Below are 13,785 nucleotides of genomic sequence, written 5' to 3' on the forward strand. Positions count from 1 at the left end.
TGTTTACAATTTATTTATATCCATCCATTGACATTGCAGGTCGGCGGTGGTAAACTCCTTTTAGCACTCAAGGAAAAGGAGTGCTAATCCAATTTTTTACTGTGAAGCCAAGCGGTGGGAGCGTCTTACGTGGAACTGACAGAGCGGAAAAAGCAAATACTAAAGGTAGTGGTGGAGGACTACGTCCGCACCGCCGAGCCGGTGGGCTCCAAGGCTATCGCCGCCAAGATGGGCGGCAGCGTCAGCTCCGCCACCATCCGCAACGAGCTGGCGGACCTGGTGGAGCTGGGCTATCTGGAACAGCCCCACACCTCCGCCGGGCGGGTCCCCTCCCCCAAGGGCTACCGGCTGTATGTCAACGAGCTGATGGAGCGGCAGAGGCTGTCTCTGCGGGAGACGGAGGAGATCAACCAGTCCCTGCGGGGCAGGATGGAGGAGCTGGACCGGCTCCTCTCACAGGCTGGGCGGGCGGTGTCCTCCTTTGTGAACTACCCCGCCTACGTGGCCGCCGCCAACCGGACCATCCAGACCGCCCGCCGTTTTGAGCTGCTGGCGGTGGATGAGCACAGCTGCATCGCCGTGCTGATGATGAGCGGCAGCCGGGTGAAGAGCCAGCTGCTGCGGCTGCAATTAAAGGTGGACACGGACCAGATGCCCATGCTGGTGAACCTGCTGAATACCCATTTCACCGGCGTGTCCGTGGACGAGATGAACCAGCGGCTGATGAACGTGGCGGAGCAGATCCCGCCCCCGGCCTTTTTGCTGCTGTCCCAGGCCGTCTCCTACGCGGCAGACGCCCTGGAGGAGGCGGGCCGGCGGGAGATCATCACCGCCGGGGCCAACCAGCTTCTCAAGCTGCCCGAATTCCGGGACGCCGACAAGGCCCACGATCTTATGAGCTTTCTCGCCGACAGCAAGGAGAGCCTCCCCCTGCCGGACGACGGGCCCATGAAGATCCTGATCGGCCCGGAGAATGTGACAGACGCCTTGAAGGACGCCAGCGTGGTGGTGGCAAGCTATGACATCGGAGACGATATGCGGGGCCTGATCGGCGTGGTGGGCCCCACCCGGATGGATTACGCCGCCGTGGCCGCACGGCTCACCGGCTTTGCCGAGGGACTGACGCGGCTGTTTGGAAAAGAATTACCCCCGAAGGAGGAAGCCGAGAAATGAGCGAAGAGACAAAGCAGCCCACCCCCGAGGAGGTGGAGGAGACCCAGGCCGTACCGGAGCCGTCTGAGGAGACCGCCCCGGAAGAGGAGACGGAAAAAAGCGAAAAGAAGAGCAGGAAGAAAAAGGAGAAGGGCTATACCTTCACCCGGGAACAGGTGGAGCAGATGGAGCTGGCGGCCAAGCAGCTGGAGTCTGTGAAGGATCAGTTCGTCCGCCTCACCGCCGAATATGAGAACTACCGCAAGCGCACCGCCAAGGAGAAGGACAGTCTGTACCAGGACGCCCGGGCGGACACCATCCGGGAGTTTTTGGCGGTGTACGACAATCTGGAGCGGGCCTGCGCCACGGAGGGGGACGACGACTCCCCCCACAAGAAGGGCCTTGTGATGATCTTCCACCAGTACCAGGAGATCCTGAAAAAGCTGGGCGTGGAGGAAATTGAGGCCCAGGGCCAGCCCTTTGACCCGGAAACCATGAATGCCGTGATGCACGTGGATAACGAGGACCTGGGAGAAAATGTGGTAGCCCAGGTGTTCCAGGCCGGCTTCCGGCTGGGAGACAAGGTGGTGCGGCACGCCATCGTGCAGGTGGCCAACTGACGGGCAGCACGATAGAGGAGGAAATGAGATGTCTAAGGATTTAATCAGTACAGGAGGCGCCAAGTTGCCGGAGCAGTTTGGTCTGAAACAGCCGGGAGATAAATTCTCCGCAGAGATTACGAAAACCGGGAAGCAGGTTGTCAAGCGGCAGACTGAGGGAGGCCAAACGAAGGAGGCCATTGTGAAGCACAAGAAAAAAATTGTCTACACCAAGTCTGTTCCTATCTCTGAAGATTAAGCCGAGTTTGAAAAATGGCAAAATGTCCAGGTGAAGGATCTTTTTCCGGTGTGCATTTCGCCATGTATCAATTAAGGCCCAAATGCAAGTTGATGAATTAATATTTTTTATACAATCTGGAGGCTATTTGTTATGTCTAAAGTAATCGGTATCGATTTGGGAACCACCAACTCCTGCGTGGCGGTCATGGAGGGCGGCGAGGCCGTGGTCATCGCCAACGCCGAGGGCAACCGCACCACCCCCTCTGTCGTGGCCTTTTCCAAGACCGGCGAGCGCATGGTGGGCCAGGTGGCAAAGCGTCAGGCCATCACCAATCCCGACCGCACCATCTCTTCCATCAAGCGGGAGATGGGCTCCGACCACAAGGTGGGCATCGACGGCAAGAACTACACTCCCCAGGAGATCAGCGCCATGATCCTCCAGAAGCTGAAATCTGACGCTGAGGCCTATCTGGGCGGCACTGTCACCGAGGCGGTCATCACCGTTCCCGCCTACTTCACCGACTCCCAGCGTCAGGCCACCAAGGACGCCGGCAAGATCGCGGGCCTGGACGTCAAGCGCATCATCAACGAGCCCACTGCCGCGGCATTGGCCTACGGCGTGGATAAGGAGCAGACCCAGAAGATCATGGTCTACGACCTGGGCGGCGGCACCTTCGACGTGTCCATCCTGGACATTGACGACGGCGTCATCGAGGTGTTGGCCACCGCCGGCAACAACCGCCTGGGCGGCGACGACTTTGACGAGTGCGTCATGAAGTGGCTGGTCAGCGAGTTCAAGCGCACCGACGGCGTGGACCTCTCCGGCGACAAAGTGGCCATGCAGCGCCTCAAGGAGGCTGCCGAGAAGGCCAAGATCGAGCTCTCCGGCGTCACCACCTCCAACATCAACCTGCCCTATATCACCGCCGACGCCAGCGGCCCCAAGCACCTGGACATGACCCTCTCCCGGGCCAAGTTCAACGAACTCACCGGCCATCTGGTGGAGGCCACCATGGGCCCCGTGCGCCAGGCCATGAGCGACGCCGGGCTCAAGCCCTCCGACCTCTCCAAGGTGCTGCTGGTGGGCGGCTCCAGCCGCATCCCCGCCGTACAGGAGGCCGTCAAGGGCTTCACCGGCAGCGAGCCTTTCAAGGGCATCAACCCTGACGAGTGCGTGGCCATGGGCGCCGCCCTCCAGGCGGGCGTCCTCACCGGCGACGTGAAGGGCCTGCTCTTGCTGGACGTGACTCCCCTGTCCCTGGGCATCGAGACCCAGGGAGGCGTCATGACCAAGCTGATCGACCGCAACACCACCATCCCCGTGAAGAAGAGCCAGATCTTCTCCACCGCCGCCGACAACCAGACCAGCGTGGAGGTCAACGTCCTCCAGGGCGAGCGGGAGATGGCGGCCGCCAACAAGTCCCTGGGCCGCTTCCACCTGGACGGCATCGCGCCGGCCCGCCGGGGCGTGCCCCAGATCGAGGTGACCTTCGACATCGACGCCAACGGCATCGTCAACGTCTCCGCCAAGGACCTGGGCACCGGCCAGGAGCAGCACATCACCATCACCTCCTCCTCCAACATGAGCAAGGACGACATCGAGAAGGCCGTGAAGGAGGCGGAGCAGTACGCCGCCCAGGACAAGAAGATGAAGGAAGAGGTAGAGACCCGCAACCAGGCGGACCAGATGGTCTACCAGAGCGAGAAGACCCTCTCCGAGATGGGCGATAAGATCCCCGCCGATGACAAGGGCAAGGTTCAGGCGGCCCTGGATAAGCTGAAAGAAACCCTCAAGGGCCAGGACACCGCTGCCATCAAGGCCGACACCGAGGCCCTGCAGCAGGCGTTCTATGCCGTCAGCGAGAAGCTCTACCAGCAGGCCAATCCCCAGGGCGCCCAGCAGCCCGGCCCCGACGCCGGCGCCGCCCAGGAGGGACAGTACTACGACGCGGACTACAAGGTCGTGGACGAGGACGACCAGAACAAGTAAACCAGCTTTGCGTCCAATGGGACGGGGATTTTCCCCGCCCCATTGGACGGCGCTGCGGATTCAATTGGGGATTCGGAATGGGAAATTGGGAATCGGCCGTATTTCGGAAATTCCTGATCCCTGGAGTCTGTTTTCAAACCGGCGGAATGCCGGATCGCGACAGATATTTGCCCATGGTATTTTGACGGTTTGAAAACAGACTTTAGGGGCTGTCTGAAAATTGGCGCAGATGCTTTCGCTGAACAGGGCGATTTTGCGCAGGAATCCTGATGGATTTCCAGAAAAAGCAACGCAGTCTCAGCGGAAAAAGATCCGCAAAGGACGGCGTTTTGCCATTTTTCAAACAGCCTCTGATTCCTCATTCCTAATTATTGGAGGAACTATGGCTGAGCAGAAACGCGACTATTACGAGGTCCTGGGCGTCTCCAAGGGGGCTTCTCAGGACGAAATCAAGAAGGCCTATCGGAAGCTTGCCAAAGCCAACCACCCAGACCTGAACCCCGGCGACAAGGCCGCCGAGGCTCGGTTCAAGGAGGTCAACGAGGCTTATGAGGTCCTGTCCGACAGCGATAAGAAGGCCCGGTACGACCAATTCGGCCACGCCGGGGTGGACCCCAACTTCGGCGCCGGCGGCGGGTTTGACGGAGGCTTCGACTTCGGCGACCTGGGGGACATCTTCGGCAGCTTCTTCGGCGGGGGCTTTGGCGGCGGACGGCGCAGCAACCCCAACGCCCCCCAGCGGGGGGAGAGCATCCGGCTGTCCCTGGCCGTGTCCTTTGAGGAGGCGGCCTTCGGCTGCGAGAAGTCCGTGACCGTGGAGCGGATGGAGCAGTGCGAAACCTGCCACGGCAACGGCTGCGCCCCCGGGGCCACGCCGGAGGTCTGCCCGGACTGCCGCGGCACCGGTCAGGTGCAGGTCCGGCGGCAGACGCCTATGGGCGTCTTCGCCACCTCCTCCCCCTGCTCCAAGTGCGGCGGCAAGGGCAAGATTATCCACCAGCCCTGCAAGGACTGCCACGGGGCGGGAGTGGTCCGGAAGCGCAAGACCATTCAGGCCACGATTCCTGCCGGCATCGACCACGGGCAGACCATCTCCATCCGGGGCCAGGGCCACGCCGGAACCAACGGCGGCCCCGCCGGCGATCTGCTGATTACCATCACCGTGCGGCCCCACGAGCTGTTCCGCCGGGAGGGCACCAGCGTGCTGTGCGAGGCGCCCATCACCTTCGCCCAGGCGGTGCTGGGCGCGGAGCTGGAGATCCCCACCATTGACGGCAAGGTCAAGTACGACCTGCCGGAGGGCACCCAGAGCGGCACCACCTTCCGCCTCAAGGGCAAGGGTATTCCCGCCATCAACGGCCGGGGCCGGGGCGACCAGTACGTCACCGTTTACATCGAGACGCCCCGGAACCTGAACAAGGAGCAGAAGGAGGCTCTGAAAAAGTTCGCCGAGAGCGTGGGGGACAACAACTACGAGGAGCGAAAAAAGTTTTTCAAGAAGTTCAAAAAGTGAGGCGAAACCCATGTATTTGGCTGATTACCACATGCACTCCCGTATCTCCCCGGACGCAAAATATCCCATGGTGGAGATGGCGGAGGCAGCTCTGCGGGCGGGGATGGACGAGATTTGCTTTACCGACCATATGGAGCCCGTGGCCTGGAATGGCCGGGACCCCATCGAGTTCTACGACTGGGACGCCCTCTCCCAGGAGTTCGCGGCCGCGCAGGCGGCAGTGGGGGACCGCATCCGGCTGCGCCTGGGCATTGAACTGGGGGAGGCCATCCTGGACCTGCCCCGCACCGCCGGGCTGATGAAGGGGGCGCCGGAGCTGGACTTCATGATCGGCTCCACCCATATCCTCTCGGAGCGGTTCGACTTTGTGGATATGTATTTCTTCCACCCGAAGGACGAAGAGGAGGCCCTGCTGGGCATCACCGACTATCTGGCGCTTGTAAAACGGGAGGCGGAATGGGGCCAGTTCGACGTGCTGGGGCACCTGACTCTGCCTCTGCGGTATCTCAACGAGAACCAGGGCTTCCACCTGAGCTTCGACAGCTTCGAGGCGGAGGTGGAGGACATTCTCCGCACCGCAATCCGGAACGGCTGCGGCATTGAGCTGAACACCAACCGGGGCAACACACCCCTGCCGGACGAGAAATGGCTGCGGATGTACCGCGATCTGGGCGGCGAGATCATCACCCTGGGCAGCGACGCCCATACGCCGGAGTTTGCCGGCTGCGTCATCCGGGAGCGGCAGGTGCTGCTGCGCCAGTGCGGATTCACCAAATTCTGCACCTTTGAAAAGCGCCGGCCCATCTGGCACGACCTGTGAGGGAAATGCCGGAAACGTATTGATTTTTTTGACGAATCAATATACAATAAGAAAACACAACAGACAGGAGGATGTCACCATGAAAATAGCGCTGGGCTGCGACCACGGCGGCTATGAGCTGAAACAATACATCATCCAGGTCCTGGAGAAGCTGGGCCACACCTGTGAGGACTTTGGCTGCGATTCTCTGGACAGCTGCGACTATCCCGACTTCGGCGCGGCGGCGGCCCGGGCCGTGGCGGAGGGCAAATGCGACCGGGGCATTGTGATCTGCACCACCGGCATCGGCATCTCCATCGCCGCCAACAAGATCAAAGGCATCCGCTGCGCCCACTGCGCCGACTGCCTCCAGGCAGAGCTGACCCGCCGCCACAACAACGCCAACATGATGGCCATCGGCGCGGGCTTCACCGGCAAGAACATGGCCGAGCGCATGGTGGAGGTCTTTCTCTCCACGGAGTTTGAGGGCGGACGCCACGCCCGCCGGGTGGATAAGATCATGGCTCTGGAGGGCTGACCTGTTTTACGGCAGTTTTCGGCAAATTTGCGAAGAGGAGGGAGATGCCATTGGCCAGAGGGTACCGCACCTACCGGGGCCGGACCTCCAAGGGAAAAGTCGCCTTAGCCGTGCTCCTGGTATTCATCATTTTGGCGGCGCTGAGCGCACTGGCCATGCAGCGCTATATCGCCTACGACGAAAACGGCACACCCTTCTTTCGCCTGCCGGAGCGGCAGACGGACCCGGCGCCGGAGCCGGAGGTCCCGCCCGTCCAGGTGCCGGAGCCTGCGGACAGTCTGGAGATTGTCGTGCCGGAGCCGGAGGTCGCGCCTGTCTTTCAGGTATACTCCCTGACCGCCGCCCCGCTGACCCCGGCGGCCTGGGAGGCCGCCAAAGCGGAGATGGGGGATACCTTCGGCGGCGTGGTCGTCACCTTGAAGGACGCCGGAGGTTCTGTCTACTTTGCCTCCCAGACCGCCGCGGAGAAGGCGGTAAAGACCGTACAGGGCACCACGGAGGCCCTGGGCATGATTACCGGGGACGAGGAGCTGTATGCCATCGCCCGCTTCTCCTGCCTTCCGGACGCCTTCGCCCCCTATATGAACAACAACCCCATGGGCCTGAAAAACAAGACCAACCGGAATATGTTCCGCAGCGGCGGCGTCACCTGGCTGGACCCCAGCCAGCCGGCCTCCCGGGCGTATCTGTGCGGCCTGGTGCGGGAGATTGCGGAGCTGGGCTTTGACGAGATTCTGCTGACGGATACCGGCTACCCCATCCAGGGGGAGCTGGATACCATCAACTACGGCTCCGACCCCATCGAAGGGAATCTGTCCCTGCTGTGGCAGGATCTTCTGCAAACGCTGGAGCCCTACGGCGTGAAGCTCTCTATGGAGCTTCCCGAGAGTGTGATCTCCGACGGCCAGGAGGCCGCCTCCGGTCTGGTGCTGGCCCGGGCCGTCAGCTGTGCGGACCGCGTGTACGCTGTGACGGAGCCAGGGCAGGCCGGAATTCTCTCCAATCTGGTGTTCCAGGCGGAGGCTGTGGCTGAGAATCGGGTCCAGGACTTCCTGCCGGAGCTGGCCGCGCCGGACCCCAGCTGGGACGGCCCCTTCCTGCTTCTGCCGGCGGCGGAATGAACGAAAAAAAGACCGTGTCCAAAACGGACACGGTCTTTTCAGTTACACCGGTTTTTCAAAGTAGAAAAAGGTCTCGTCCTCCCCGCTCCTGCGCATACAGGAGGAGAGCATCTTGAAGGAGGCCTGATTCTCCTTGTAGCACTTGGCCAGCACCCGGTTTAGCTGCACCCGGTACAGCCCCCAGTTGGCCACGGCGGCAAAGGCCTCGGTGCCGTAGCCGTGGCCGTCATAGGCCCTGTCGATGCGGCAGCCCAGCTCCGCGCCGCCCTGGTAGTCAAAGCGGTAGAGCACCGCCTCGCCGATGAGCTTTCCGTCCAGGCGGATGGCGAAGTTGACCGCCAGCCGATTCTCGAAGTCCCGCCGGGCCACGTCGAAGAAGCTCCGCTCCTCCACCGCCCCCCCCAGGCCGGCCACATCGTCATAGCCCCACCAGCGGTTTCGCTCCTGGTCCAGCACCAGGGCGTTGTAGGCGGGGATGTCCGCCTCTTCCAGGGCGGAGAGCGTCAGCCGCTCCGTCCTCAGCTCCGGGATGGACTTCACGTGGCTTAAAAGCTCGTTCTGAGGCTCAAAGCGGTACTTGGGCGCCAGCTTGGCCGGGCCATACTGGAGCTTGGAGGTGCGAAGGCCCCGGTCGGCGGCGTCGTCCTCCCGGTTAATCCACTGGCAGTCCCCGCCGAAGGCGCCCGCAAACTCCTGTACCAAGGCGGGGTACACGCCGGTGTAGGAGTACAGCGCCTTCTCGATATGGATGATGAGGGTGTCCCCGCAGCGCTCCGCCAGGGAGATGGCAATGAGCCTGTCCCCGTCAAACATTCCCCCGGCGAGAAACCAGGGCTTGCCCGCCATTTTCAGCATCTTTTTCGCCAGGGCCAGCTCGTCCCGGGCCTTGGCGTTGTCTCCCTTGGGAAACTCCGCCTCGTAGTCCGTCCAAAAGCGGTCCACCGCGTCTCCGTCCGCCGCCGTCAGAGGGCGGAAGAGGGCCTCCGGCCACTGGGTGCGGAACTTCTTAATGTGGTTGCGCTGGCCGGAGTACCGCCGCCCGGTGAAGAACTGCAGGTCCTCCCGGTAATACACATAGTCCCGCCAGGTGCGGATGTTGCTGACCCGCACATAAGGATACCGGGCCAGGAGTCTGGCCGCTTTGCACTCCGGCACTACGGAGATCACCGGACACACGCCCTTTTCCAGACAGTAGGCCTCGATGGCGCTCAGGGCCGCGTCCTCGTCCCCCTCGGGGCCGGGGACCGGGTAGTCAAAGGCGGTCTGCCCGTCTATGGTGTTGCGGATCACCAGGCATCCGGCGATCTCCGCCCAGGCGGGGTGGAGGGTTTTGCGCCACATGAGCTTGGTGCCCACGGAGTACTCGCACAAACCGTAGCTGCAGTTTTGGTAATACCGCCGCAGCTTGGGCGCGTCCTGTTTTGTCACTGGCTTGAAGGTCTGCATAAGTCACCTGTTCTCTCTGTAAACTGCACCGCCGGAGGCGGCGTGCGGACCCGGGCGGACGGTTGACAGCGTCCGTCTTCCGGGGTAAAATACGGATAGCTTGGCAAAGGAGGCGCCTTTTATGAAGCGCACGCTGATCGGCGGATTTTTCACCATGCTGGGGAGCTTTTGGTGCATGTTCATTCTCCTGTATATCCAGGACCGCATGGTCACCAGCTGGCACACTCCGCCCGGCCGTGTCATTACGACCCTGGGGGAGACCCATATGGGGATTCCCTTCCTTTTGGCGGCCGCGCTGGCCGCGGTGGGTCTTGCGATTCTGATCCGGGAGTATTTTCGGAAGGAGAGCTGACTGCCGCCTCTCGTCAAAAAGGAGAAGGCTCTGCCTTCTCCTTTTTCGTCAGTTCATCTGCCTGCGGCGGGAGATATTCATGGTGCCGTCCTGGAGGGAGTTCAGGTCCGCCAGGCTCTTGCCCGTGCCCAAGGCCACGCAGCTGATGGCCTCCTCGGCGATGATGGCGTGAATGCCGGTGCGGGCGGTGACCAGCTTGTCAAAGCCGGAGACCAGGCTGCCGCCGCCGGTCATGACGATGCCGTTGGTGGAGATGTCCGCCACCAGCTCCGGCGGCGTGCGCTCCAGCACGGAGTGAATGGCCTCCATGATCCGCTCCACCGGCTCCTCGAAGGCGTCCATCATCTCCGTGGAGCTGACGGTGACCACTTTGGGAAGGCCCGTGAGAAGGCAGCGGCCCTTCACATCCATGGTCTCCTCCTCCTCCTTGGGGAAGACGCAGCCAATTTGCTTTTTCATCTCCTCGGCGGTGCGCTCGCCCACCAACAGGTTGTGCTTGCGGCGCATATACTTCACCACAGCCTCGTTGAGCTGGTCGCCGGCGATCTTGATGGAGGCGGACTCCACCACGCCGGAGAGGGAGATGACGGCGATGTCCGCCGTGCCGCCGCCGATGTCCACCACCATGTGGCCGTCGGGCTGGGTGATGTCGATGCCGGCGCCGATGGCGGCCGCCACGGGCTCCTCAATGAGGTAGACCTTCCGGGCCCCAGCCTGAATGCCCGCGTCCACCACGGCGCGTTCTTCAACCTCCGTAATGCCGGAGGGGATGCAGATCAGCACCCGGGGACGGAAGAAAGACACGCCCGCCACCTTGTGAATGAACTCCCGGAGCATCCGCTCTGTCATGTCGTAGTCGGAGATGACGCCCTCCCGCAGGGGGCGGATGGCCACAATGTTGCCGGGGGTCCGGCCCAGCATGGCCTGGGCCTCGGCGCCCACCTTCAGGAGCTTGCCCGTGTTCTTGTCCAGCGCCACCACAGAGGGCTCGTTCAAAACAATGCCTTTGCCCTTGACATATACCAAAACCGAAGCGGTTCCCAGGTCGATACCAATATCTTTTCCCATGGATTTACCTCACCTCATGCTCTTTCTATCTTATTATAAACGGTTTTTCCGCAAACAATCACAATACAAGCTCTATTATACTGGCAGTTTCTGTCGATTGCAACCCCATTCTTCTCCGAAATTGTAAACCTTTTTCTCCGGACAGTGCCGGAATTTGGTGAAAACAGGGCAAGGGGAATTCACTAGGCCATGTTTGAAAAATGGCGGAATGCCCAACGGCGAGAGATATTTTCGCCAATCAAGGCAAATTTTAGCAGACGGGCTGACGCCCGGCAAGAACATTTAACGCAGAGCGGCGGAAAAAAATCCACCGTTTGGGCGTTTTGACTTTTTTCAAACAAGGCCTAAAGGGTTCCAAGCTGTCTGTCCGGGGCGTCATGCCTGCCCGGAGGAGTCCGTGCCGCCGCCGCGCAGACCACTGTCTCCGCCCCGGCATCCAGCAGGACGGCAGCGCACTGGCCCAGCGTGGCCCCGGTGGTGCAGATGTCGTCCACCAGCAGTATCCGGCGGCCCCGGCAGTCCCCCGCAGCCCGGTAGACGCCCTTGACATTTTCCCGCCGGGACTCTCCGTCCGTCAGACCGGATTGGGCGGGGTTGTCCCGGACCTTCTCCAGCAGCCGCTCCGGGTGGGCGTCCCACCGGCGGCAGGCCCCGCGGGCCAGCAGCTCCGCCTGGTCGTAGCCCCGTCTCCGCAGGCGCTTCCGGCTCACCGGCACCCAGGTAACGGTGTCGAACTCCCCGGAGAGCCGCTCCGCGGCGCATTGGGCGATGAGCCCGCCCAGCGGGTCCGCCGCCCCGGCGGCGCCCTGAAATTTGAACCGCAGCAGGCCCTGGCGGGCAGCGCCCTCGTACCACAGCGGCGCGGCGCACCGCAGAGCGCCGGGGAGCTCCCAGAGGCTGTCGGCCTCCGCTGTCCAGGGGAGGGAGGAGGCGCATCCGGCGCAGACGCCGGGACGGTCCAGCACCCGGCCGCAGAAGGGGCACCGGGGCGGGAAGAGCAGGTCCAAAACCCGCTCCAGGGCCCTCACGGCTGCCTCCGCTTTCTGGAGTAGGGGGTGGGGTCGTCGGTGAGGCCCACCAGGTAGTCCATGCTGACATTGTAGTATTCCGCCAGCTTGACCACTACATCCAAAGGAAACCGAGTGGTTCCAATTTCATATTGGGAATAGGTGTTCTGACTGACATGGAGAAATCTTGCGATTTGTTCCTGCGTCAGGCCCCGGTCGTTCCGAATATCACGAATTCGACCATATCTTAAAATCTCCGTCCGCATATACATCACCAAAGATGAGTATATGTATCTGAATTTCAGATATTTTGTTATATCGCATTTCTAGATGGATATGGGGGTTCCGTATCCGGTTATGGGCCAGGGTAATTTGTGCGCCGCTGGCGCCGCGAAGGGGGATTCAGCCACGATGATGGCTGGGCACGATCTGCGCAGCCCTTGGCGGCTTTGCCGCTTAGGACTGTTCTCCCCTGCGAGAAAAAGAGCCGCCGGGCCCGGCGTGCCGACGTCCCGCCTCGTGGGGCGGATTCCAAAGGAACACCCCAGCCAAAGGAGGGGCTCAATCATATGCCCCGCATATCAAATTCAGGCGTGTACTCCTCCCGGGCGGAGGTCCGCTCCTGCGTATAGCCGTCGGCAATTCCACAGTTGGCCATATACTCCGCCGCCGCGCGGTACTCCGCCCTCGTCACATGGCGGCCCAGACGCCCCTCCGCCCCGGGCTGGGGCGTGTACTGGCTCATGAGGGAGAACAGTACCTCCCCGGGGCGGAAGGTCTCCGCCACCCAGTCGATACAGCGCCGGGTGTTCTCCAGCTCCCCCGGCAGGATCAGGTGCCGGATCAGCACGCCGGATTTCAAGAGGCCGCCCTCCATTCGGTACGGTCCTGTCTGGCGAAACATCTCCAGAATGGCGGCGGAGGCCCGGTCAAAATAATCCGCCGCGCCGGAATACATCTCCGCCGGGCCCGGAAGGGCATATTTCAGGTCCGGCAGATACACCTGAACCCTGCCCTCCAGAAGCCGCAAAGTCTCCGGCTTTTCATACCCGCCGGAGTTCCACACCACCGGCACCGGCCAGGGCTCCTCCCCCAGGGCCTCCAGGATGGAGAGGGTGAAGTGGGTGGGGGTCACCAGGTCCAGACACGCCGCCCCCTGGGCGATCAGCTCATGGAAGATCTCCCGCAGGCGGGAAACCGTCACGGGCCTCCCCGCGCCCTCTTGGGAAATGGGGGCATTCTGGCAGAAGACGCACCGGAGATTGCAGCCGGAGAAGAACACCGTCCCGGCCCCGTGCTCTCCGGTGAGGCAGGGCTCCTCCCACCGGTGAAGCATGGCCCGGGCCGCCACGGGGAGGGCGGGCATGGCGCACACGCCGCCGGAGACGGTCTCCGTGCGTTTCGCGCCGCAGTTCCGGGGACAGAGGCGGCAGATCATGAGGGGTCCTCCTCTTTGTTCCTCTGGGTATCCCGGAAGTAACCCTCCAGCTCCTTCGCCTCGGGAGACTCCGGCCAGGTGTAGGGCTCGCTGACCCGCCGCATCCCCTTGGCGTCGATGACCATCTTCTCGCAGTCCCCGCAGTACCAGACCGTCTTATAAGTGGTAAAATCCCCTTCGTCATCTACCCGCAGACTGCGCTCCCGCACCTCTTTGGGTGGACCGATCCAGGCGGCCCTGGCGGTAAGGAACCCCGGCCTCCAGGTGATCGCGTCCCGGCCCCCCGGGAAGTAGCCCCGCTCCATCTCCCTCCCGCACCAGGGGCAGACCTCCTTGGGCTGAGCCTCCAGCTCCGCCTGCTTGGCGGCGGCTCTGGCCTTGCGCTCCTCGTTCCAGTCCCGCAGGGTGTCCAGCGGGTTCTCTATGGGCTCCCGCTTGGCCCGCTCTTTGGCGGGGGTCACGTCCCAGGGGTCCTCGCTTTTTTTCCAAAATGGCATTTGCGGTTGCCTCCTTCTCGCCTGT

General features: G+C 62.4%; 15 protein-coding genes. 9 read left to right on the forward strand and 6 right to left on the reverse strand.

Annotated elements, in window-relative coordinates; genetic code table 11:
- Nucleotides 1-129 precede the first annotated feature (129 nt).
- The 8 genes from hrcA (at nt 130) to C816_RS00430 (ending at nt 7,952) form a co-directional block, all read left to right on the forward strand.
- Complete coding sequence (gene hrcA / locus C816_RS00395; RefSeq protein WP_016320419.1) at nt 130-1,173, forward strand: heat-inducible transcriptional repressor HrcA; 1,044 nt, start codon at nt 130-132, stop codon at nt 1,171-1,173.
- A complete protein-coding gene (locus C816_RS00400) occupies nt 1,170-1,772 on the forward strand; it encodes a nucleotide exchange factor GrpE (protein ID WP_016320420.1) in 603 nt (200 codons plus the stop codon). Before hrcA ends, C816_RS00400 begins: the two co-directional genes overlap by 4 nt.
- A 28-nt stretch (nt 1,773-1,800) precedes the next feature.
- Nucleotides 1,801-2,010: a hypothetical protein gene (locus C816_RS00405; RefSeq protein ID WP_016320421.1), complete on the forward strand. Its 210-nt coding sequence runs from the start codon at nt 1,801-1,803 to the stop codon at nt 2,008-2,010.
- Between the two features lie 132 nt (nt 2,011-2,142).
- Complete coding sequence (gene dnaK / locus C816_RS00410) at nt 2,143-3,981, forward strand: molecular chaperone DnaK (protein ID WP_016320422.1); 1,839 nt, start codon at nt 2,143-2,145, stop codon at nt 3,979-3,981.
- Nucleotides 3,982-4,363: 382 nt separating this feature from the next.
- A complete protein-coding gene (dnaJ, locus tag C816_RS00415) occupies nt 4,364-5,494 on the forward strand; it encodes a molecular chaperone DnaJ (RefSeq protein WP_016320423.1) in 1,131 nt (376 codons plus the stop codon).
- Between the two features lie 10 nt (nt 5,495-5,504).
- Nucleotides 5,505-6,314 carry a histidinol-phosphatase HisJ family protein gene (locus C816_RS00420; protein WP_016320424.1) on the forward strand — a complete coding sequence of 270 codons (810 nt, stop codon included), beginning with the start codon at nt 5,505-5,507 and terminating at the stop codon, nt 6,312-6,314.
- A gap of 79 nt (nt 6,315-6,393) precedes the next feature.
- Complete coding sequence (gene rpiB, locus C816_RS00425) at nt 6,394-6,831, forward strand: ribose 5-phosphate isomerase B (protein ID WP_016320425.1); 438 nt, start codon at nt 6,394-6,396, stop codon at nt 6,829-6,831.
- 44 nt (nt 6,832-6,875) lie between these two features.
- A complete protein-coding gene (locus tag C816_RS00430) occupies nt 6,876-7,952 on the forward strand; it encodes a putative glycoside hydrolase (protein ID WP_155978863.1) in 1,077 nt (358 codons plus the stop codon).
- A gap of 42 nt (nt 7,953-7,994) precedes the next feature.
- Here the strand turns inward: C816_RS00430 and C816_RS00435 are convergent, their stop codons facing one another.
- On the reverse strand, nt 7,995-9,398 hold the full coding sequence (locus C816_RS00435; RefSeq protein WP_016320427.1) for a GNAT family N-acetyltransferase: 1,404 nt from the start codon (nt 9,396-9,398) through the stop codon (nt 7,995-7,997).
- 121 nt (nt 9,399-9,519) lie between these two features.
- Between C816_RS00435 and C816_RS00440 the strand changes: the two genes are divergently transcribed.
- Nucleotides 9,520-9,750, forward strand: a complete 231-nt coding sequence (locus tag C816_RS00440) for a hypothetical protein (RefSeq protein WP_016320428.1) — start codon at nt 9,520-9,522, stop codon at nt 9,748-9,750.
- A gap of 48 nt (nt 9,751-9,798) precedes the next feature.
- Here the strand turns inward: C816_RS00440 and C816_RS00445 are convergent, their stop codons facing one another.
- The 5 genes from C816_RS00445 to C816_RS00465 all read right to left on the reverse strand — a co-directional run bounded on the left by C816_RS00445 (nt 9,799) and on the right by C816_RS00465 (nt 13,760).
- Nucleotides 9,799-10,818 (reverse strand): rod shape-determining protein, encoded by a 1,020-nt coding sequence (locus C816_RS00445; protein ID WP_016320429.1) that lies wholly within the window; start codon nt 10,816-10,818, stop codon nt 9,799-9,801.
- A gap of 344 nt (nt 10,819-11,162) precedes the next feature.
- Nucleotides 11,163-11,846, reverse strand: a complete 684-nt coding sequence (locus tag C816_RS00450) for a ComF family protein (RefSeq protein ID WP_016320430.1) — start codon at nt 11,844-11,846, stop codon at nt 11,163-11,165.
- Nucleotides 11,843-12,097, reverse strand: a complete 255-nt coding sequence (locus tag C816_RS00455) for a helix-turn-helix domain-containing protein (RefSeq protein ID WP_016320431.1) — start codon at nt 12,095-12,097, stop codon at nt 11,843-11,845. The genes C816_RS00450 and C816_RS00455 overlap by 4 nt, the downstream gene beginning before the upstream one ends.
- Before the next feature lie 293 nt (nt 12,098-12,390).
- On the reverse strand, nt 12,391-13,263 hold the full coding sequence (locus tag C816_RS00460) for a 4Fe-4S cluster-binding domain-containing protein (protein ID WP_016320432.1): 873 nt from the start codon (nt 13,261-13,263) through the stop codon (nt 12,391-12,393).
- Nucleotides 13,260-13,760, reverse strand: coding sequence for a PF20097 family protein (locus C816_RS00465; RefSeq protein ID WP_016320433.1), 501 nt, complete (start codon nt 13,758-13,760; stop codon nt 13,260-13,262). The genes C816_RS00460 and C816_RS00465 overlap by 4 nt, the downstream gene beginning before the upstream one ends.
- Nucleotides 13,761-13,785: the final 25 nt, after the last annotated feature.

It is taken from the genome of Oscillibacter sp. 1-3 (assembly GCF_000403435.2).
Classification (GTDB): Bacteria; Bacillota; Clostridia; order Oscillospirales; family Oscillospiraceae; genus Oscillibacter.